This is a genomic window from Kitasatospora sp. NBC_01287 (assembly GCF_026340565.1).
Taxonomy (GTDB): domain Bacteria; phylum Actinomycetota; class Actinomycetes; order Streptomycetales; family Streptomycetaceae; genus Kitasatospora.
In genome coordinates this window covers 2,894,505-2,914,913 of the sequence record NZ_JAPEPB010000001.1, presented here as the reverse complement: position 1 = coordinate 2,914,913, position 20,409 = coordinate 2,894,505, and the positions used below count along the sequence as shown (strand labels likewise).

Annotated in this window: 17 protein-coding genes; 10 read left to right on the top strand and 7 right to left on the bottom strand. The window is 71.9% G+C overall.

Annotated elements, in window-relative coordinates; all coding sequences use genetic code 11:
• Positions 1-128: 128 nt before the first annotated feature.
• From msrB to OG455_RS12205, 4 genes are all read right to left on the bottom strand, one after another.
• Positions 129-533: a peptide-methionine (R)-S-oxide reductase MsrB gene (gene msrB / locus OG455_RS12220; RefSeq protein ID WP_266292982.1), complete on the bottom strand. Its 405-nt coding sequence runs from the start codon at positions 531-533 to the stop codon at positions 129-131.
• Between the two features lie 12 nt (positions 534-545).
• A complete protein-coding gene (gene murC, locus OG455_RS12215) occupies positions 546-1,991 on the bottom strand; it encodes a UDP-N-acetylmuramate--L-alanine ligase (RefSeq protein ID WP_266292980.1) in 1,446 nt (481 codons plus the stop codon).
• Between the two features lie 140 nt (positions 1,992-2,131).
• Entirely contained in the window at positions 2,132-2,590 is a 459-nt protein-coding gene (locus tag OG455_RS12210) for an indole-3-glycerol phosphate synthase (protein ID WP_266292978.1), read from the bottom strand.
• Positions 2,591-2,704: 114 nt separating this feature from the next.
• A complete protein-coding gene (locus OG455_RS12205) occupies positions 2,705-3,472 on the bottom strand; it encodes a pyrimidine reductase family protein (protein WP_266292976.1) in 768 nt (255 codons plus the stop codon).
• Positions 3,473-3,509: 37 nt separating this feature from the next.
• On the opposite strand from OG455_RS12205, the gene zapE reads away from it, so the two are divergent.
• The 4 genes from zapE (at position 3,510) to OG455_RS12185 (ending at position 8,657) form a co-directional block, all read left to right on the top strand.
• Positions 3,510-4,574 (top strand): cell division protein ZapE, encoded by a 1,065-nt coding sequence (gene zapE / locus OG455_RS12200; RefSeq protein ID WP_266292974.1) that lies wholly within the window; start codon positions 3,510-3,512, stop codon positions 4,572-4,574.
• Between the two features lie 36 nt (positions 4,575-4,610).
• Positions 4,611-6,719, top strand: a complete 2,109-nt coding sequence (gene uvrB, locus OG455_RS12195) for an excinuclease ABC subunit UvrB (RefSeq protein ID WP_266292972.1) — start codon at positions 4,611-4,613, stop codon at positions 6,717-6,719.
• Positions 6,720-6,902: 183 nt separating this feature from the next.
• Complete coding sequence (locus OG455_RS12190) at positions 6,903-7,484, top strand: TerD family protein (RefSeq protein WP_266292970.1); 582 nt, start codon at positions 6,903-6,905, stop codon at positions 7,482-7,484.
• Positions 7,485-7,739: 255 nt separating this feature from the next.
• The gene (locus OG455_RS12185) at positions 7,740-8,657 is read left to right on the top strand and encodes a TerC family protein (protein WP_266292968.1); all 918 of its coding nucleotides are present in this window, start codon (positions 7,740-7,742) and stop codon (positions 8,655-8,657) included.
• On the opposite strand, the gene OG455_RS12180 is transcribed toward OG455_RS12185, so the two are convergent.
• From OG455_RS12180 to OG455_RS12170, 3 genes are all read right to left on the bottom strand, one after another.
• Positions 8,650-9,606, bottom strand: coding sequence for a TauD/TfdA family dioxygenase (locus OG455_RS12180; RefSeq protein ID WP_266292966.1), 957 nt, complete (start codon positions 9,604-9,606; stop codon positions 8,650-8,652). The genes OG455_RS12185 and OG455_RS12180 overlap by 8 nt on opposite strands.
• A 206-nt stretch (positions 9,607-9,812) precedes the next feature.
• On the bottom strand, positions 9,813-10,466 hold the full coding sequence (locus OG455_RS12175) for an MBL fold metallo-hydrolase (protein WP_266292964.1): 654 nt from the start codon (positions 10,464-10,466) through the stop codon (positions 9,813-9,815).
• A 100-nt stretch (positions 10,467-10,566) separates the two neighbouring features.
• Complete coding sequence (locus tag OG455_RS12170; RefSeq protein ID WP_266292963.1) at positions 10,567-11,367, bottom strand: maleylpyruvate isomerase family mycothiol-dependent enzyme; 801 nt, start codon at positions 11,365-11,367, stop codon at positions 10,567-10,569.
• A gap of 289 nt (positions 11,368-11,656) precedes the next feature.
• Here OG455_RS12170 and uvrA point away from each other — a divergent pair, with 289 nt between their 5' ends.
• The 6 genes from uvrA (at position 11,657) to whiA (ending at position 20,305) form a co-directional block, all read left to right on the top strand.
• Positions 11,657-14,563, top strand: coding sequence for an excinuclease ABC subunit UvrA (gene uvrA, locus OG455_RS12165; protein ID WP_266292962.1), 2,907 nt, complete (start codon positions 11,657-11,659; stop codon positions 14,561-14,563).
• A gap of 156 nt (positions 14,564-14,719) precedes the next feature.
• Positions 14,720-15,172 (top strand): Rieske (2Fe-2S) protein, encoded by a 453-nt coding sequence (locus tag OG455_RS12160; protein ID WP_266292960.1) that lies wholly within the window; start codon positions 14,720-14,722, stop codon positions 15,170-15,172.
• 70 nt (positions 15,173-15,242) lie between these two features.
• Positions 15,243-17,273 (top strand): excinuclease ABC subunit UvrC, encoded by a 2,031-nt coding sequence (gene uvrC, locus OG455_RS12155; protein ID WP_266292958.1) that lies wholly within the window; start codon positions 15,243-15,245, stop codon positions 17,271-17,273.
• Positions 17,270-18,181: an RNase adapter RapZ gene (gene rapZ / locus OG455_RS12150; RefSeq protein WP_266292956.1), complete on the top strand. Its 912-nt coding sequence runs from the start codon at positions 17,270-17,272 to the stop codon at positions 18,179-18,181. The genes uvrC and rapZ overlap by 4 nt, the downstream gene beginning before the upstream one ends.
• Before the next feature lie 133 nt (positions 18,182-18,314).
• Positions 18,315-19,334: a uridine diphosphate-N-acetylglucosamine-binding protein YvcK gene (gene yvcK, locus OG455_RS12145; RefSeq protein WP_266300742.1), complete on the top strand. Its 1,020-nt coding sequence runs from the start codon at positions 18,315-18,317 to the stop codon at positions 19,332-19,334.
• Positions 19,325-20,305, top strand: coding sequence for a DNA-binding protein WhiA (gene whiA / locus OG455_RS12140; RefSeq protein WP_266292954.1), 981 nt, complete (start codon positions 19,325-19,327; stop codon positions 20,303-20,305). Before yvcK ends, whiA begins: the two co-directional genes overlap by 10 nt.
• Positions 20,306-20,409 lie beyond the last annotated feature (104 nt).

Here is a 20,409-nt window from a genome sequence, read left to right as displayed (position 1 = left end):
TTGCTTTCCTCTGGTGTCAACCGCACGCCGGCCATGCGGACCCGCTCCTGCGCGGGGCTCTGCTCACCAGGACGGGGTGGACCGCCGATTCGGTCGCACCAGAGGGGACGGCAATCGAAATGGACGCGCTACTCGGCCGGCCGCAGGGTCAGCGAGAGGCTGTTGATGCAGTACCGCTGGTCGGTCGGGGTCGGGTAGCCCTCGCCCTCGAAGACGTGGCCCAGGTGGCCGCCGCACCGGGCGCAGCGGACCTCGACCCGGCGCATGCCCATCGTGCTGTCCTCGATGTACTGCACCCGGCCCTCGGCCAGCGGCGCGAAGTAGGAGGGCCAGCCGCAGTGGCTCTCGAACTTGGTCTCCGAGCTGAACAGCTCGCTCCCGCAGGCCCGGCAGCTGTACACGCCCACCGTCCTGGTGTCGGTGTACTCGCCCACGAAGGGGCGCTCGGTGCCCGCCTCGCGGAGCACGTGGTACTCCTCGGGGCTCAGCTGGGCGCGCCACTCGGCGTCGGTCTTCTCGATCTCGTAGCTCATGTCGAAACCTCCTCAGACCGCAGCAGCGAACTGCTCCAGGCCATTCCCCAACTCGGTCAGGATCGCCGGGCCGAGGTTGGTCACGTCCCCGGCGCCCATGGTCAGCACCAGGTCGCCCGGCGCGGCCAGCTTGGCCAGCACGCCGGCGGCGGCGGCGAACTCGTGCTCGGCGGTCACCTCGGCACCCGCGCGGCGGGCCGCGTCGATGATCAGCTCGCTGGTCACCCCGGGGATCGGGTCCTCGCGCGCCGGGTAGATGTCGAGCACCACCGAGGCGTCGGCCAGCGCCAGGGCCTGGCCCATCTCCTCGGCCAGCTGCTGGGTGCGGCTGAACAGGTGCGGCTGGAAGACCACCAGCACCCGGCCGGCCGCGGCGTCCCGGATCGCCTCCAGGTCGGCGGCCATCTCGGTGGGGTGGTGCGCGTAGGAGTCGATCACCTGCACGCCGCGCGCCTCGCCCTTGAGCTGCAGCCGTCGGCGCACGCCGGTGTACGAGCCGAGCGCCTCGGCCAGCTTCTCGGCCGGCACGCCCAGCGCCACGCCGGCCGCCAGGGCGGCGACCGCGTTGTGCGCGTAGTGCCGCCCGGGCACCGAGACGGTGAAGGCCAGCTCCGTACGGCCCTGCTCCGTACCGCCCTGCTCCGCGCCGGCCAGCTCCACGACGACCTCGCTGGTCATGCCGCGCGCGGTCACCGAGACCACCCGAACGGTGGCGTCCGCTGCGGCGCCGACGGTGACCACCCGCAGGTCCGGGCGGCCCGCGACCCGCGCGGTCAGCTCCCGGGCGCCGTCGTGGTCGGCGGAGACCACCAGGGTGCCGCCGCTCTGGATCCGCCCGACGAAGGTCTCGAAGGAGTCGTAGATCTCCTCCATCGAGGCGTAGTTGGCGTGGTGGTCGAGCTCCACGTTGAGGATGATCGCCACCTCGGGCGCGTACTTGTGGAAGCTGCGGTCGCTCTCGTCCGCCTCGGCCACGAAGATCTCGCCGGTGCCGTGGTGCGCGTTGCTGCCGGGGGCGTCGAGGTCGCCGCCGATCGCGTAGGACGGGTCCAGGCCCAGGGTGGCGAGTGCGACGGCCAGCATGCTGGTGGTGGTGGTCTTGCCGTGGGTGCCGGCCACCGCCAGCGCGCGCCGCCCGCCCATCAGCGCGGCGAGCGCGTCCGAGCGGTGCACCACCGGGATGCCGCGCTCGCGGGCGGCGGCCAGCTCCGGGTTGTCGGTCCGGATCGCGCTGGAGACCACGATGCTGCTGGCGCCGTCCGGCACGTGCTCGGCGGCGTGGCCGACCCGGACCACCGCGCCCAGCTCGCGCAGCGCGAGCACGGTCTCGGACTCCTTGGCGTCGCTGCCGGAGACCTTGGCACCGCGCACCGCGAGGATCTTCGCAAGGCCCGACATGCCGGCGCCGCCGATGCCGATGAAGTGCGGGGCGTGCAGGTCGTGGGCGGCGTCGTTCAAGGCAGTCTCCGTGGCTGAATCCGTGGCTGAGTGGCTGAAGAGCCGAATCGTCCTGCGGGCCATCCATCCCGCAAGGACGATTCTGCACCACCGGGCGGCCGGGCCGGGCCGCAGCGCGGGGCGGGCGCCCGCGAGCCGGGTCAGGCCTCGCTGGCGAAGAGCTTCAGCACCGGCACGCCCACCTTGTGGCGCGCCTTCGAGGCCCAGTCGCGGTGGAAGAACTCCTCCACGAAGTGCGGCGCGGTCAGCACCAGCACCTCGTCCGCCGCGCTCTCCCCGACCACCGTGCGCAGGGTGTCCAGCGGGTCGGCCCCGACCACCTGGCCGACCGCCTCGGCGCCGGCCTCGCGCAGGTGGCGCAGGCTGTGCTCCAGCGATTCGGCGGCCACCGCCGGGCCGTTCGCCTCCTCGTGCTCGTGCACCGCCTTGTCGAGATGTCCGAGCGCCACGTCGTCGAGGGAGCGCAGCAGTTCGTCCTGCTTGCCGCGGGGTTGCATCAGCACGACGAACGAGACCTTCTCCTCGCCGTGCAGCGTGGTGACCAGCTCCACGTCGGCGTCGGAGAGTGCCTTTTCGATCATCAGTACGGTCTTGAACACTAGAGTCCCTTCCGTGTCGCAGGCCCCCGGGGTCCGGTGTCCCCTCCCATAGTGCCCGGAGGAAGCTTTCCTCACGCGGCACAAGTGGCACACGGGCCACCGGGAAGTGGTCGGCTACTCGGGGGTACGGCAGTAGCGGGTGAAGAGGAAACCTTTCTGCTCGATCAATGAGACCAGCCGCATCCGCTGCGCGTCAGCCATTTGGGCACCGTGCATGATCCGTGGCGCGTCGCCGCCGGTGAGCAGCGGGGCCACCGAGAGGCAGAGCTCGTCCAGCAGGCCCGCGCCGGCCAGCTGGGCCAGCAGCCGCGGGCCGCCCTCGGTCAGCTGGCGGGTCCAGCCCCGTTCGGTCAGCGCCGCCAGGGCGGCGACCAGGTCGACCGAGCCGCGGCCGGCCGTGATCAGGTCGGCTGCCCCGGCCACCGCGGCCAGGGCGTCGGCCGGGGCGTCCTCGGGCGCGATCACCACGGTGCGCACCAGCGGCTCCGTGAAGAGCGGGGTGCTCAGGTCCAGCTGCAGCGAGCGGCTGACCACCGCGATCACCGGCGCCGGCGACTGCCCGGCGGCCGCCCGCGCCGCCGCGAAGTCGGCCCGCGCCCTGGCCGGCCGGTAGCCCTCGGCCCGCACCGTCTCGGCGCCCACCAGCACCACGTCGGCCAGCGCCCGCAGCACCCCGAAGATCCGCTTGTCGGCGTCGCCGGAGAGCCCCTCGGAGAGCCCGGAGAGCCGCGCGGCCCCGTCCAGCGAGCCGACCATGTTGGCCCGCAGCCAGGGCTGACCCGCGCCGACCCGCGCCGGATAGGCGTAGCTCTCGGCCAGCGCCGCCAGGGTGCTGGGGTCGGCGTGGTCGGCGGAGTGTGACGGACGGATCAGCTGGCGCATGACAGCCAGTCTTCCACGGCGCGTACCCTTGATTACCGTGCCCGCAGCCCCTCACCCCGAAGCCATAGCCACTACCACGGCCACCGGTACCCCTGTCGCGCTGGCCTCGCGCCGGCCGGTGGTCCCGGCCGAACGCCTGGTCGCCGAGATGGTTCCGCCGCCGCGCTTCGCCGGCGTCAGCTTCGGCTCCTACCTGCCGGACCCCACCCAGCCCAGCCAGAGTGACGCGGTCACCGTGCTGGCGGAGTTCGCTGCCGCGATGAACGCCCCGCCGGCGCCCAGGCGCGGCTGGTTCCGCAAGGCGGCCGCCCACGCGGCGGCCCCGGCCGGTGTCTACCTGGACGGCGGCTACGGCGTCGGCAAGACCCACCTGCTGGCCTCGCTCTGGCACGCGGCGCCGGGCCCCAAGGCCTTCGGCACCTTCGTCGAGCTGACCAACCTGGTCGGCGCGCTGGGCTTCCAGCAGGCGGTGCGCACGCTCTCCGGCCACCAGCTGCTCTGCATCGACGAGTTCGAGCTGGACGACCCGGGCGACACGGTGCTGGTCTCCACCCTGCTGTCGCGCCTGGTCGAGGCCGGGGTCAAGCTGGCCGCCACCTCCAACACGCTGCCGCAGAAGCTCGGCGAGGGCCGGTTCGCCGCCGCCGACTTCCTGCGCGAGATCCAGGGGCTCTCCGCGCACTTCCGCCCGGTGCGGATCGACGGCCAGGACTACCGCCACCGCGGCCTGCCGGCCGCCCCGCCGCCGTACGCGGACGCCGAGGTGGCCGAGCGCGCCGCCGACACCCCGGGCGCGGCGCTGGACGACTTCGGCGACCTGCTCGACCACCTCTCGGTGGTGCACCCCAGTCGGTACGGCGCCCTGCTGGACGACGTGCACGCGGTCTTCCTGCGCGGGGTGCGCCCGGTGGAGGACCAGTCCACCGCGCTGCGCCTGGTGGTGCTGGCCGACCGGATGTACGACCGCGAGCTGCCGATCACCGCCTCCGGGATCCCCTTCGACCAGGTGTTCTCGGCGGAGATGCTGCGCGGCGGCTACCGCAAGAAGTACCTGCGGGCGATCTCCCGGCTGGTCGCGCTGGCCCGGGATTCGGCGCGATAGCCCCGGTCTGTCGGTGGCGGGTCGTACGGTGGGACCGTGCGACCCATCACGAGCATTGAGCGGACCACGACGCCCATCGAGGTCGTCAGCCCCTACCAGCCCAATGGTGACCAGCCGGCGGCCATCGCCGAGCTGGAGCGCCGGGTGCGCGCCGGCGAGCGGGACGTCGTCCTGCTCGGCGCCACCGGCACCGGCAAGTCGGCCACCACGGCCTGGATGATCGAGAAGCTCCAGCGGCCCACCCTGGTGATGGCGCCGAACAAGACGTTGGCCGCCCAACTCGCCAACGAGTTCCGCGAGCTGCTGCCGAACAACGCGGTCGAGTACTTCGTCTCGTACTACGACTACTACCAGCCCGAGGCGTACGTCCCGCAGACCGACACCTACATCGAGAAGGACTCCTCGATCAACGAGGAGGTCGAGCGGCTGCGCCACTCCGCCACCAACTCGCTGCTCACCCGCCGGGACGTGGTGGTGGTCGCCTCGGTCTCCTGCATCTACGGCCTGGGCACCCCGCAGGAGTACGTGGACCGGATGGTGCCGCTCAAGGTCGGCGAGGAGCTCGACCGGGACGCGCTGCTGCGCCGCTTCGTCGACATCCAGTACACCCGCAACGACCTGGCCTTCAGCCGCGGCACCTTCCGGGTGCGCGGCGACACCGTGGAGATCTTCCCGGTGTACGAGGAGCTGGCGGTGCGGATCGAGATGTTCGGCGACGAGATCGAGTCGCTCTACACCCTGCACCCGCTCACCGGCGAGATCATCAAGCAGCACGACTCGATCTTCGTCTTCCCCGCCTCCCACTACGTGGCGGGCCCGGAGCGGATGGAGCGCGCGGTCAACGGCATCGAGCGCGAACTGACCGAGCGCCTGGCCGTCCTGGAGAAGCAGGGCAAGCTGCTGGAGGCCCAGCGGCTGCGGATGCGCACCACCTACGACATCGAGATGCTCCGCCAGATCGGCAGCTGCTCCGGCGTGGAGAACTACTCGATGCACTTCGACGGCCGCGAGCCGGGCACCGCGCCCAACACGCTGCTGGACTACTTCCCGGAGGACTTCCTCCTGGTGATCGACGAGTCCCACGTGACCGTCCCGCAGATCGGCGCGATGTACGAGGGCGACGCCTCGCGCAAGCGCACCCTGGTCGAGCACGGCTTCCGGCTGCCCTCCGCGATGGACAACCGCCCGCTGAAGTGGGAGGAGTTCCTCGGCCGGGTCGGCCAGACGGTCTACCTCTCGGCCACCCCCGGCCCGTACGAGCTCTCCCGCGGTGACGGCCAGGTCGAGCAGATCATCCGCCCGACCGGCCTGATCGACCCCGAGGTGATCGTCAAGCCGACCGAGGGCCAGATCGACGACCTGGTGCACGAGATCCGGCTGCGCGTCGAGCGCGACGAGCGGGTGCTGGTCACCACGCTCACCAAGAAGATGTCCGAGGACCTCACCGACTACCTGCTCGGCCTCGACATCCGGGTCCGCTACCTGCACAGCGACATCGACACGCTGCGCCGGATCGAGCTGCTGCGCGAGCTGCGGGCCGGCAAGTACGACGTGCTGGTCGGCATCAACCTGCTCCGCGAGGGCCTGGACCTGCCCGAGGTCTCCCTGGTGGCGATCCTGGACGCCGACAAGGAGGGCTTCCTGCGCTCCGGCACCTCGCTGATCCAGACCATCGGCCGCGCGGCCCGCAACGTCTCCGGCCAGGTCCACATGTACGCCGACAGGATCACCCCGGCGATGGAGAAGGCGATCGAGGAGACCAACCGCCGCCGCGCCGTCCAGCAGGCCTACAACACCGAGCGCGGCATCGACCCGCAGCCGCTGCGCAAGAAGATCGGCGACATCCTGGACACCCTGGCCCGCGAGGAGGTGGACACCGAGGAGCTGCTCAGCACCGGATACCGGGACGCCGGCAAGGCCAAGGGCAAGGCGCCGGTCCCCGCGCTCGGTGCCGAGCGGGCCGCCGACCGGGCCAAGGCGGGCAGCCTGCCGGCCGCCGAGCTGACCGGCACCATCCAGGAGCTGACCGAGCGGATGCACGCCGCCGCCACCGCGCTCCAGTTCGAGGTGGCCGCCAGGTTGCGCGACGAGGTCAAGGAGCTGAAGAAGGAGCTGCGTCGGCTCAAGGAGGCCGGAATCGCCTAGCGCACCCCTTGACGTGGGGCGGCGCCCCTGGTGGGGGCGCCGCCCTAGGCCCTAGGGTTGGCGTGCGACATACCAGGCGGACAGCGAGCCAGGGGGCCTCAGCCGGGGGACGGCAGCGGGGTGTTCCGACGTTGGTCGGCGTGCGTGACCGAGGCACGCCGGTCGAGAAGAGGAGATGACACCGTGTCGGTGAGTCTGAGCAAGGGCCAGCAGGTGAGTCTGCGCAAGGCCGGGGGCGAGGCCCTGAGCGTGGTCCGGATGGGCCTGGGCTGGCGGGCGGCACCCAAGCGCGGCCTCTTCGGCAGCCGCACCCGGCAGATCGACCTGGACGCCTCGGCCCTGCTCTACGCCGAGCACACCCCCGCCGACGTCGTCTTCTTCCAGCAGCTGGTGAGCAAGGACGGATCGGTGCGGCACACCGGGGACAACCTGGTCGGCGGCGCCGGGGCCGGCGGGGACGACGAGTCGATCGTGGTGGACCTGTCCCGGATCCCGACGCAGATCACCCAGGTGATCTTCACCGTCAGCTCCTACACCGGGCAGACCTTCGCCGAGGTGCAGAACGCCCACTGCCGCCTGATCGACGAGCTCACCGGGCAGGAGCTGGCCCGCTACGAGCTGACCGGCGGCGGCGCGCACACCGGGCAGATCATGGCCAAGGTCTTCCGCGACGAGAGCGGCGGCTGGGGGATGCAGGCGATCGGCGCGCCGGCAAGGGCCAGGACCTTCCAGGACCTGCTGCCGGCGATCGAGCCGTTCCTCTAGTCCTCCGGGCGCTGCGGAGTCCTCCGGGCACCGCGCAGTCCTCCAGGGCGCCCAGGCGCCGGGCAGAGGGTTTCTTTACCTTCTCTTGGTGGAAGCTGTTACTCTTCTTGGAACGGAGGGGAGTATTCCCCCTACGGTGTTCCCGTCATCACGGCGGCCGCGGACCGGCCCGCCCGGGAGCACCGGTCCGCGGCCGCCGAGCGGCGCGGGCGGAAGAGACCTCCGGCAGACGACATATGCCGGAGGAGCAGCTTCGTGGACGTCTCACTTGCCCTGTGGGTGACCACCATCGGGGTGCTGATCGCCCTGATCGCCGCCGATTTCTTCATCGGCGGCCGCAAGCCGCACGAGGTCTCGATGAAGGAGGCCGGCACCTGGACCGTGGTCTGGGTGGTGCTGGCGATCCTCTTCGGCTGCTTCCTCTGGTGGTACGGCGGGGGGCAGCCGGCCGGCGAGTTCTTCGCCGGGTACATCACCGAGAAGTCGCTGAGTGTCGACAACCTCTTCGTCTTCATCCTGATCATGGCGAAGTTCGCCGTGCCCAAGGTCGACCAGCAGCGGGTGCTGATGGTCGGGGTGATCATCGCGCTGGTGCTGCGGGGGCTGTTCATCGCCGGCGGTGCGGCGCTGATCTCCACCTTCTCCTGGGTCTTCTACTTCTTCGGCGCCTTCCTGATCTGGACGGCCTGGAAGCTGATCAAGGACGCCAGGGCCGGCCACCAGGACGAGGAGTTCGAGGAGGGCCGGCTGCTGGGCGCGGTCCGGCGGCGCTTCCCGTCGATCTCCGCGATGGCGGTGGTGATGCTGGCGATCGGCACCACGGACCTGCTCTTCGCCCTGGACTCGATCCCGGCGATCTTCGGCCTGACCCAGGACCCGTACATCGTCTTCACCGCCAACGCCTTCGCGCTGATGGGCCTGCGCCAGCTGTACTTCCTGATCGGCGGCCTGCTGAAGCGGCTGGTGCACCTGTCCTACGGGCTCTCGGTGATCCTCGGCTTCATCGGCGTCAAGCTGGTGCTGCACGCCCTGCACGAGAGCGGGGTGCACGTGCCGGAGATCGGCATCCCGTTCTCGCTCGGGTTCATCGTGCTGGTGCTGGGCGTCACCACCTTCACCAGCCTGCGCGCCTCGAAGGGGGCGGCTCTGGAGGAGAAGGAGCCGGTCAGTTGAGGAGGGCCGCCTCCAGTTCGGCGGCGGGCACCAGGCCGGCCACGGCGGGCGGCTCGGTGGGCTCCAGCAGCCGGCTGGGCACCCCGTCCACGCCCACCGGCAGGTCGCCGTCCAGGGTGATCCGGCGCACCAGGCGCGGCTGGTCGCCGTAGTCGTTCACGGCGTAGTGCTGGGTGGCCCGGTTGTCCCAGATCGCCACGTCGCCGACCTGCCAGTCCCAGCGCACGGTGTTCTCCGGGCGCTCGACGTGCCGCTGGAAGAGCTCGATCAGGTCCCGGCTGTCGGTGCTGGAGAGCCCCTGCAGGCGCTGGGTGAAGGAGCCGAGCAGCAGGCTCTTCTCGCCGGTCACCGGGTGCACGCGGACCACCGGGTGCTCGGTCTTGAAGGCGGTGGAGACGAAGACCTGGCGGAACAGCGCGGCGACCTCCTTGTTGCCGGCCAGGTCCTCGCTCAGCGCCAGGTTGGCCGCGTAGTCGAAGTCGTTGGTGTGCACCGCGCGCAGCCGCTCGGCCAGCGCCTTCAGCGGCTCGGGCAGGCCCGCGTAGGCGGCCGCGGTGTTGGCCCACACGGTGCTGCCGCCGGCCTCGGGCAGGCTGAGCGCGCGCAGGATCGAGGCCTTCGGGTAGGAGGGCACGAAGGTCACGTCGGTGTGCCAGTTGTTGGCCCGCACGCCCTTGGTGGCGTCCAGCTCGAAGATGTAGCGGCCGTCCGCGCTGGGCACCGTGGGGTGCCCCACCGGGTGGCCGAGCAGCCGGGCGAAGCCCTCGTGCGCGGCGTCGTCCAGGTGCTGCTGGCCGCGGAAGAAGAGCACCTTGTGCCGGTAGAGCGCGGCCTCGATCGCGGCGACCGTCTCGGCGGCCAGCTCGGGGCCCAGGGTCACGTCGTGCACCACGGCCCCGATCCGTCCGGCGGCGGGCGTGGTGCGCAACTCGGTGCTGGCGGTGGTCATGACGGCTCCTTTGCGGCGGTGCGCGGTGCGGGTGGCCCCCATCCTGGAGGCCGCACCCGGACACCGGTGTTGCCGCGGCATTGCAGTCGTCGTACGGCTCGCCGCCGCCCGCCACTGCCGCCCCGCTGCCGCCCCGCTCACAGCGGCTGACGGCGCCGACGGTGACCTGCGGCGGCCGGCCCGCAGGTCAGCCGCCCGCGGGCCGGCTACCAGCCGCGCTCGCGCCAGGCCGGCAGCTGCGGGCGCTCGGCGCCCAGCGTGGTGTCCTTGCCGTGGCCCGGGTAGACCCAGGACTCGTCGGGCAGCACGTCGAAGAGCTTGGTGGTGACGTCGCGGTAGAGGCTCTCGAAGGCCGCCGGGTCGTTCCAGGTGTTGCCGACGCCGCCCGGGAAGAGGCAGTCCCCGGTGAAGACGTGCGGGTGCCCCTCCGGGTCGTCGTAGATCAGCACGATCGCGCCGGGCGTGTGGCCGACCAGGTGGCGCACGGTGAGCGCGACCTCGCCGACCCGGACGGTGTCGCCGTCCGCCAGCGGTTGGTCGGTGGGCACCTCGATGCCCTCCACGTCGTGGCGGCCCGCCGCGGTGCGGGCGCCGGTGGCGGCCACCACCTCGGCCAGCGCGTTCCAGTGGTCGTGGTGGCGGTGCGTGGTGACCACCGTGGCCAGCCCCTCGCCGACCGTCTCCAGCAGCGCCGGGGCGTCGGCCGCCGCGTCGATCAGCAACTGCTCGTCGGTGGCCCGGCAGCGCAGCAGGTAGGCGTTGTTGTCGAACGGGCCGACCGCGACCTTGGTGATGATCAGGTGGGCGAGTTCCCGCACGTCCGGCGGGCCGCCGACCTTGACGGCTCCGTGGTAGCTCAAGGGGTGCTCCTCTGACAATTCTGGTGGCTGGTCTGGTGGCTGGTCTGGTGGCTGGTCTGGTGGCTGGTCGGGCCGATGGCTCCTCGGATATGGTCCCGCGTCAGCGCATCGCGGGGAGCGCGGGCAGTGCCGCGCGCGGGTCGGCCAGCGGGCCGCCGTCGCGGTGCACCTGCAGGCCGTCGCCGTCCGAGCGGCCGGAGAGCCAGGCGGTGAGCGCCCGGACCGGGCCCTCGACCCGCAGCACGGGTTCGCCCTCGCCGCCGAGCCGGGCCTTGGCGCCGGTGTCGTCGGCCAGCAGGTCGAGCGCCGGCAGGCCGTCCAGAGTGGCGAACCGGGCCGTCAGGGTTGCGAACTCGGCGGCGGCGAACTCCTCGGGCCAGTGCGCGGGGGTGTAGCCGGCCGCCAGGTCGACGTGGTGGTACTCCAGCTCCTGCAGCCGCTTCCAGGGCAGGTCGGTGGCCGGGAAGGTGTAGCCGTGCCGGTGCTTGAGCTCGGCGCCCCAGGCCGCCTCGGAGAGCGCGGCGGCGGCCTCGGCCAGCCGGGCGGCGGACTCGCGCAGGTCGGTGAGCTGCTCGGCCGGCGGGCGTCCCGCGCCCTGCGCGATGCCCTGCTCACGGGCCTCGTCGCTGGCGTACTGCGGGATGTCCAGGCCGGTGCGGGCCGACTCCAGCAGGTTGACCAGGGAGTCGGCGTTGCGGGCCAGGTGGGCCAGCACGTGGCCGCGGCTCCAGGTGGGCAGCGCGCTGGGCGCGCCGATCGCGGCCTGGTCGAGGCCGGCGGCGGTGTGCAGCAGGCGCTCGGTGCTCTCCGCGACCCTGGCGAGGTCGGCGTGCGGGTCGGGCTGGCTGGTGGGCTGGGTGGTGGGCTGGGTGGTGGGCTGGCTGGTGGGCTGGGTGGTCATCGAAGGCCCCCGTCGGTGGCGTGCGTGACGTGGCAGGGCCCGGACTCGTTGGGCCGTGCAAGGGCGAGGTTATCGCCGGGCGGGGCGCTGAGCAGGGGGTTTCCCGGGATCCGGGCGATTGTCAGTGCGATGCGCTTCACTCGTTCGGGTGGTTCCGGTCGACAGGCGTTGGAGTCGGTCGATAATCGAACGCCAGATCGATAGGCTGATGGGTGAAACTGGAATCAGTGTCTGTCGCCAGGTGTTGCCCCACAGACCTGTCCGTCCCCGGAGAAAGGCGCCAGTAGCAGTGGCCGACCGCCTCATCGTCCGCGGTGCTCGCGAGCACAACCTCAAGAACGTCTCGCTCGACCTGCCCCGCGACTCCCTGATCGTCTTCACGGGGCTGTCCGGGTCCGGCAAGTCCTCGTTGGCCTTCGACACCATCTTCGCCGAGGGCCAGCGCCGCTACGTCGAGTCGCTGTCCTCCTACGCCCGGCAGTTCCTGGGCCAGATGGACAAGCCCGACGTCGACTTCATCGAGGGCCTCTCCCCGGCCGTCTCGATCGACCAGAAGTCGACCAACCGCAACCCGCGCTCCACCGTCGGCACCATCACCGAGGTGTACGACTACCTGCGCCTGCTCTTCGCCCGGGTCGGCAAGCCGCACTGCCCGCACTGCGGGCGCCCGATCGCCAAGCAGTCCCCGCAGGCGATCGTGGACAAGGTGCTGGCGCTGGCCGAGGGCACCCGGTTCCAGGTGCTCAGCCCGGTGGTGCGCGAGCGCAAGGGCGAGTTCGCCGACCTCTTCGCCGACCTGCAGTCCAAGGGCTACGCCCGGGCCCGGGTGGACGGCGAGACGGTGCAGCTGACCGAGCCGCCCAAGCTCAAGAAGCAGGAGAAGCACACCATCGAGGTGGTGATCGACCGCCTCACCGTCAAGGAGAGCGCCAAGCGCCGGCTGACCGACTCGGTGGAGACGGCGCTCAAGCTCTCCGGCGGCATGGTGGTGCTCGACTTCGTCGACCTCGACGCCGCGGACCCCGAGCGCGAGCGGATGTACTCCGAGCACCTCTACTGCCCCTACGACGACGTCTCCTTCGAGGAGTTGGAGCCGCGCTCGTTCTCCTTCAACTCCCCGTTCGGCGCCTGTCCGGAGTGCACGGGCCTGGGCAGCCGGCTGGAGGTCGACCCCGAGCTGGTCGTCCCCGACGACGAGAAGTCGCTGGACGAGGGCGCCATCCACCCCTGGGCCGGCGGCCACGCCCGGGAGTACTACGGCCACTTGATCGACGCGCTCGCGACCGAGATCGGCTTCCGCACCGACATCCCGTGGGCCGGGCTGCCGGTCCGGGCCAAGAAGGCGCTGCTGCACGGCCACAAGGCCAAGGTCGAGGTGCGCTACAACAACCGCTTCGGCAAGTCCCGCTCCTGGGTCACCGGGTACGAGGGCGTGATCCCGTTCGTCCGGCGCAAGCACGCCGAGGCGGAGACGGACACCGGGCGCGACCGCTTCGAGGGCTACATGCGCGAGGTGGCCTGCCCGACCTGCCAGGGCACCCGGCTCAAGCCGGTGGTGCTCGCGGTCACCGTGCAGGGCAAGTCGATCGCCGAGGTCGCGGCGATGTCGATCAGCGACTGCGCCGAGTTCCTCAGCGGGATGAAGCTGACCGCCCGGGACAAGAAGATCGCCGAGCGGGTGCTGAAGGAGGTCAACGAGCGGCTGCGCTTCCTGGTCGACGTCGGCCTGGACTACCTCTCGCTGAACCGCGCGGCCGGCACCCTGTCCGGCGGCGAGGCGCAGCGGATCCGGCTCGCCACCCAGATCGGCTCCGGCCTGGTCGGCGTGCTCTACGTGCTGGACGAGCCCTCGATCGGCCTGCACCAGCGCGACAACCACCGCCTGATCGAGACCCTGGTCCGGCTGCGCGACATCGGCAACACGCTGATCGTGGTGGAGCACGACGAGGACACCATCAAGGCCGCGGACTGGGTGGTGGACATCGGCCCCGGCGCCGGCGAGCACGGCGGCAGGGTGGTGCACTCCGGCGCGCTCAAGGAGCTGCTCGCCAACAAGGAGTCGCTGACCGGCCAGTACCTCTCCGGCAAGCGCTCGATCCCGATCCCCGAGGTGCGCCGCCCGCGTGACAAGAAGCGCCAGATCGTGGTCCAGGGCGCCCGCGAGAACAACCTGAAGGACCTCACGGTCGGCTTCCCGCTCGGCACCTTCACCGCGATCACCGGCGTCTCCGGCTCGGGCAAGTCGACGCTGGTCAACGACATCCTCTACAGCCACCTGGCCCGCGAGCTGAACGGCGCGCGCAGCGTGCCCGGCCGGCACACCCGGGTCACCGGCACCGAGCTGGTGGACAAGGTGGTGCACGTCGACCAGTCGCCGATCGGCCGCACCCCGCGCTCCAACCCGGCCACCTACACCGGCGTCTTCGACCACGTCCGCAAGCTCTTCGCGGAGACCGCCGAGGCGAAGGTGCGCGGCTACCTGCAGGGCCGGTTCTCCTTCAACGTCAAGGGCGGCCGCTGCGAGACCTGCTCCGGCGACGGCACCATCAAGATCGAGATGAACTTCCTGCCGGACGTCTACGTCCCGTGCGAGGTCTGCCACGGCGCCCGGTACAACCGGGAGACCCTGGAGGTGCACTACAAGGGCAAGTCCATCGCCGAGGTGCTGGACATGCCGATCGAGGAGGGGCTGCACTTCTTCGAGGCGGTCCCGGCGATCGCCCGCCACCTGCGCACCCTCAACGACGTGGGCCTGGGCTACGTGCGGCTGGGCCAGAGCGCGCCGACCCTCTCCGGCGGCGAGGCGCAGCGCGTCAAGCTCGCCGCCGAGCTGCAGAAGCGCTCCACCGGCCGGACCGTCTACGTGCTGGACGAGCCGACCACCGGTCTGCACTTCGAGGACATCAGCAAGCTGATCAAGGTGCTCTCCGGGCTGGTCGAGAAGGGCAACACGGTGATCGTCATCGAGCACAACCTCGATGTGATCAAGACCGCCGACTGGGTGGTGGACATGGGTCCCGAGGGCGGCAGCGGCGGTGGCACGGTGATCGCCGAGGGCACCCCGGAGCAGGTGGCCGCGGTGACGTCCAGTCACACCGGCAAGTTCCTGCGGGACCTCCTCGGCGACCGGGTGAGCGACGAGGCCCCGGTGCCCGCGCCGCGCTCGCCCCGCAAGCGGGCGGCGGCCAAGAAGTAGTCGCACGCCGCTCCTGCCCACCCGGGCCGGGGCGGCGCGCGACCCGCGCCGCGAACCGCCCCCGGCACCCCGCTGCGGGGCGCCGGGGCGGTGAGCGGAGCGGGACTAGACTGCGCCCGTCCGAGCAGCAGCCGTCCCCGCAGGGAGCCTCAACCGATGTCCCAGGCCACCGGGTCCACCGAGCCCACCACCACCCGCCGTACCCTGCTCTGCTGCGGCGCGGCCGTCCTGGCGGGCGGCTCCGCGCTCGCGGTGGCCGGCTGCGGGCCGAGCAACAGCATCGCCAAGGGCGACAGCAAGAGCTCCTCGTCCGGCCCGGTCGACCTCGGCCCGGCCACCGCGGTGCCGGTGGGCGGCGGCAAGGTCTTCGCCGACCAGCGGATCGTGGTCACCCAGCCGAGCGCCGGCCAGTACAAGGCGTTCAGCGCCCGCTGCACGCACGCCGGCTGCCTGGTCGACCAGGTCAAGGACAACCTGATCCAGTGCCCGTGCCACGGCAGCCGCTTCAACGTCGCCGACGGCTCGGTGGCCGACGGTCCCGCCCCCTCCCCGCTGCCCTCCTACCAGGTCACGGTGACGGGCGGGAACCTCTCGGTCACCACGGCCTGACGGCGGCCCCGGCCCGCCACCTCGGCGGGCCGGAGTCCTCACCAGTCACAGCCGCACAAGGGGGAGCACGATGGCTGACCCGTCCACCTACCGCCCGGCGGCGGGAGCGATCCCGCTGTCTCCCGGGGTCTACCGGTTCCGTGACGAGCACGGCCGGGTGATCTACGTCGGCAAGGCCAAGAGCCTGCGCCCGCGCCTGTCCTCCTACTTCCAGGACCTGGCGAACCTGCACCCGCGCACCGCCACCATGGTCACCACCGCCGCCTCGGTGGAGTGGACGGTGGTCGGCACCGAGGTCGAGGCGCTGCAGCTGGAGTACGCCTGGATCAAGGAGTTCGACCCCCGCTTCAACGTCAAGTACCGCGACGACAAGAGCTACCCCGAGCTCGCGGTCACGCTGAACGAGCAGTACCCCCGCGTGCAGGTGATGCGGGGGGCGCACAAGAAGGGCGTGCGCTACTTCGGCCCCTACGGGCACGCCTGGGCGATCCGCGAGACGGTCGACCTGCTGCTGCGCGTCTTCCCGGTGCGCACCTGCTCCACCGGTGTCTTCAAGCGCGCCCAGCAGGTCGGCCGCCCCTGCCTGCTCGGCTACATCGGCAAGTGCGCCGCACCCTGTGTCGGCAAGATCGACGAGGCCGACCACCGGGCGCTGGCCGAGGAGTTCTGCGACTTCATGGCCGGGCGGACCGGCAACTACCTGCGCCGTCTGGAGGAGCAGATGCGCGAGGCGGCCGCCGACCTGGAGTACGAGAAGGCCGGCCGGCTGCGCGACGACATCGAGGCGCTCAAGCGCGCGATGGAGAAGAACGCCGTGGTGCTCGCCGACGGCACCGACGCTGACCTGCTGGCCCTGGCCGAGGACGAGTTGGAGGCCGCGGTGCAGATCTTCCACGTCCGCGGCGGCCGGGTGCGCGGCCAGCGCGGCTGGGTCACCGACAAGGTCGAGGACGTGGACACCGCCGCGCTGGTCGAGCACGCGCTGCAGCAGCTCTACGGCGGCGACGAGCTGCGGCGCGAGGCGGTCCCGCGCGAGGTGCTGGTGCCCGCGCTGCCCGAGCCGGCGGGCCCGGTCCAGGAGTGGCTCACCGGCCTGCGCGGCAGCCAGGTCGACCTGCGGGTGCCGCAGCGCGGTGACAAGAAGGACCTGATGGCCACCGTCGAGCGCAACGCCCAGCAGGCGCTCGCGCTGCACAAGACCAAGCGCGCCTCCGACCTGACCACCCGCAGCCGCGCCCTGCAGGAGATCGCCGACGCGCTGGAGCTGGACTCGGTCCCGCTGAGGATCGAGTGCTTCGACATCTCGCACCTGCAGGGCGAGGACGTGGTCGCCTCGATGGTGGTCTTCGAGGACGGTCTGGCCCGCAAGAGCGAGTACCGCCGCTTCCAGATCAAGGGCTTCGAGGGGCAGGACGACGTCCGCTCGATGCACGAGGTGGTCGGCCGCCGGTTCCGCCGCTACCTGCGCGAGCGTGAGCAGACGGGGGAGTGGGCGGTCCCCGAGGAGGACGCCCCCGACGACGAGCCGACCGGGCCGACCACCGAGGACGGGCGGCCCCGGCGCTTCGCCTACCCCCCGCAACTGCTGGTGGTCGACGGCGGGCAGCCGCAGGTGGCCGCGGCCCAGCGGGCGTTGACCGAGCTCGGCATCGACGACGTCGCGCTCTGCGGCCTGGCCAAGCGGTTGGAGGAGGTCTGGCTGCCGGGCGAGGACGACCCGGTGGTGCTGCCGCGCAGCAGCGAGGGCCTCTACCTGCTGCAGCGGATCCGCGACGAGGCGCACCGCTTCGCCATCGCCTACCAGCGCGGCAAGCGCGCCAAGCGGTTGACCACCGGCGGCCTGGACTCGGTCCCTGGACTGGGTGAAACACGCCGGACCGCGCTGCTCAAGCATTTCGGCTCGGTGAAGAAGCTTCGTGCCGCAACCGTCGAGGAGATCTGCGCCGTTCCGGGCATCGGACGCCGGACCGCCGAAACTGTTGTCGCGACGTTGTCCTCCCGGCCACCCGCGGCATTCGCGGTGAACACGGCCACAGGCGAGATCATTGAGGACGACGCGCAACAGAACGTTGCCAGCACCGAGAGCGGGGAACCGAAGTGACAGTGTCCGACGAAGGCGGTGCCGCCCGGCCGCAGGCCGCCGGAGAGACCGTCCCGGAGCTGGTGATCATCTCCGGCATGTCCGGCGCGGGCCGCAGCACGGCCGCCAAGTGCCTGGAGGACCTGGGCTGGTTCGTGGTCGACAACCTCCCGCCCGCCCTGATCCCGACCATGGTCGACCTCGGCGCCCGCTCCCAGGGCGCGGTGGCCAGGATCGGCGCGGTGGTCGACGTGCGCGGCCGGCAGTTCTTCGACGACCTGCGGGCCTCGCTGGAGGAGCTGGAGAAGCGCGGCACCCGGCTGCGGGTGGTCTACCTGGAGTCCAACGACGACGCCCTGGTCCGCCGCTTCGAGAGCGTGCGCCGCCCGCACCCGCTGCAGGGCGAGGGCCGGATCGTGGACGGCATCGCCCAGGAGCGCGACCTGCTGCGCGAGCTGCGCGGCGAGGCCGACCTGGTGATCGACACCTCCGACCTCAACGTGCACCAGCTGCGGGCCAAGCTGGACGCCCAGTTCGCCGACAACGACGAGCCCGAACTGCGCTGCACCGTGATGTCCTTCGGCTTCAAGTACGGCCTGCCGGTGGACGCCGACCTGGTGGTGGACTGCCGGTTCCTGCCCAATCCGCACTGGGTCCCGGAGCTGCGGGCACGAACCGGTACGGATGCGGACGTCGCGGACTACGTCTTCCAGCAGCCCGGTGCCAAGGAGTTCCTGAACGGTTACGCCGAGTTGCTGCGGATCGTCACCGAGGGCTACCGCAGGGAGGGTAAGCGGTACATGACGCTTGCCGTAGGCTGCACCGGTGGCAAGCATCGCAGCGTCGCCATGTCGGAGCGGCTGACGAAACGTCTGATCGCCGACGGCGTGGAGACGGTCCTGGTGCACCGCGACATGGGACGGGAGTAGCGGCGGTCCCGTAGCACCGCCGACAGCACAGGAAACTGGGGTAGGTGTGACGGGATACTCGCCAGGGCGGCAGCACCAGCACAAGGCCGCCGAGCGGGGCTCCCCGGGCGCACAGCGCAGATCGGTCACCGCGGTGAAGGGTTCCTCGACCGGCGCCGGCCGACAGGTCGGCGCCCCGCGGATCACCGCGCTGGGCGGCGGGCAGGGCCTGTCCGCCTCGCTCTCCGCGCTGCGCCGCCTCACCTCGGACCTCACCGCCGTGGTCACGGTGGCCGACGACGGCGGCTCCAGCGGCCGGCTGCGCGCCGAGCTCGACGTCCTGCCGCCCGGCGACCTGCGCAAGGCGCTGGCCGCGCTCTGCGGCGACGACGACTGGGGCCACACCTGGTCCGAGGTGCTGCAGCACCGCTTCTCCGGCACCGGCGAGCTGGGCGGCCACGCGGTCGGCAACCTGCTGATCGTGGCGCTCTGGGAGAAGCTCGGCGATCCGGTGGCCGCGCTGGAGTGGGTGGGCCGGCTGCTCAACGTGCAGGGCCGGGTGCTGCCGATGTCGGCCGTCCCGCTGGACATCGAGGCCCAGGTGCGCGGCCACGACCCGGCCCACCCGGCCCAGGTCACCGCGGTCCGCGGGCAGGCCAGCGTGGCGGCCACCCCGGGCACCGTGCAGTCGGTCCGGCTGCTGCCCGAGGAGCCCCCCGCGGTGCCCGAGGCGGTGACCGCGGTGCAGGAGGCCGACTGGGTGGTGCTCGGCCCCGGGTCCTGGTTCACCAGCGTGCTTCCGCACCTGCTGGTGCCCGACCTGGCCAAGGCGCTGATCGGCACCAAGGCGCGCCGCCTGCTCACCCTGAACCTGGCGCCGCAGCCCGGCGAGACCGAGGGCTTCACCCCGCAGCGCCACCTGGAGGTGATCGCCGACCACGCCCCTGACCTGGGGGTGGATGCGATCCTGGTGGACGAGCGCGCGGTGACCGGCGGTGCGTTCGGGCAGGCCGACCTGGCCGGTCTGGAGAAGGCGGCCGGTCGGATGGGCGCGGCGCTGGTGCTGGACAAGGTCGCCTCGGCCGACGGCACGCCGCGACACGACCCGGAGCTTCTGGCCGCCGCGTACGACCGGATTTTCCGGACACATGGAAGGATCGGCCCATGGCGATGACGGCAGCGGTGAAGGACGAAATCAGCCGGCTCCCTGTCACCCGGGCCTGCTGTCGAAAGGCCGAGGTGTCGGCGATCCTGCGATTCGCGGGCGGACTGCACATTGTGAGCGGTCGGATCGTGATCGAGGCGGAGCTGGACACCGGCATTGCGGCCCGGCGACTGCGCAAGGACCTGCTGGAGATCTTCGGTCACTCCTCCGAACTGGTGGTGATGGCCCCCAGCGGGCTGCGGCGCGGCAGCCGGTACGTGGTCCGGGTGATCAAGGACGGCGAGTTGCTGGCCCGGCAGACCGGGCTGGTGGACGGCCGGGGTCGGCCGATCCGGGGCCTGCCGCCGGCGGTGGTCTCCGGGGCGACCTGCGACGCCGAGGCGGCCTGGCGCGGGGCCTTCCTGGCGCACGGTTCGCTCACCGAGCCGGGCCGGTCCTCCTCGCTGGAGATCACCTGCCCCGGCTCCGAGGCGGCACTCGCGCTGGTCGGCGCCGCCCGCCGGCTCGGCATCCCGGCCAAGGCCCGCGAGGTGCGCGGCGCGGACCGGGTGGTGATCCGCGACGGTGACGCGATCGGCGCGCTGCTCACCCGGCTCGGCGCGCACGAGTCGGTGCTGGCCTGGGAGGAGCGCCGGCTGCGCCGCGAGGTGCGCGCCACCGCCAACCGGCTGGCCAACTTCGACGACGCCAACCTGCGCCGTTCGGCCCGCGCCGCGGTCGCCGCCGGTGCCCGGGTGCAGCGGGCGCTGGAGATCCTCGGCGACGAGGTGCCCGAGCACCTCGCGGCGGCCGGCCAGTTGCGGATGCAGCACAAGCAGGCCTCGCTGGAGGAGCTCGGCGCGCTCGCCGACCCGCCGCTGACCAAGGACGCGGTGGCCGGCCGGATCCGCCGCCTGCTCGCGATGGCCGACAAGCGGGCGCTGGAGCTCGGCCTGCCGAGCACCGAGGCCAACCTGACCGAGGAGATGGCCCTCTCCTGAAGCACCGTCCGCCGCCACCCCGGGACTCCGGCCCGTTACGGGCCCAAGTCCCGGGGTGGCGGTGCTTTTCCGCTCGTGCGCCGGTGGAGCCGCACGCCACGCCA

Excerpts from the sequence above, each read along its gene's own strand:
- OG455_RS12170 (WP_266292963.1), bottom strand. The coding sequence starts at position 11,367 with ATGACCACCCAGCCCACCAGCCAGCCCACCACCCAGCCCACCACCCAG.
- uvrC (WP_266292958.1), top strand. The coding sequence starts at position 15,243 with ATGGCTGACCCGTCCACCTACCGCCCGGCGGCGGGAGCGATCCCGCTG.
- OG455_RS12205 (WP_266292976.1), bottom strand. The coding sequence starts at position 3,472 with ATGCGCCAGCTGATCCGTCCGTCACACTCCGCCGACCACGCCGACCCC.
- msrB (WP_266292982.1), bottom strand. The coding sequence starts at position 533 with ATGAGCTACGAGATCGAGAAGACCGACGCCGAGTGGCGCGCCCAGCTG.
- OG455_RS12160 (WP_266292960.1), top strand. The coding sequence starts at position 14,720 with ATGTCCCAGGCCACCGGGTCCACCGAGCCCACCACCACCCGCCGTACC.
- OG455_RS12180 (WP_266292966.1), bottom strand. The coding sequence starts at position 9,606 with ATGACCACCGCCAGCACCGAGTTGCGCACCACGCCCGCCGCCGGACGG.
- whiA (WP_266292954.1), top strand. The coding sequence starts at position 19,325 with ATGGCGATGACGGCAGCGGTGAAGGACGAAATCAGCCGGCTCCCTGTC.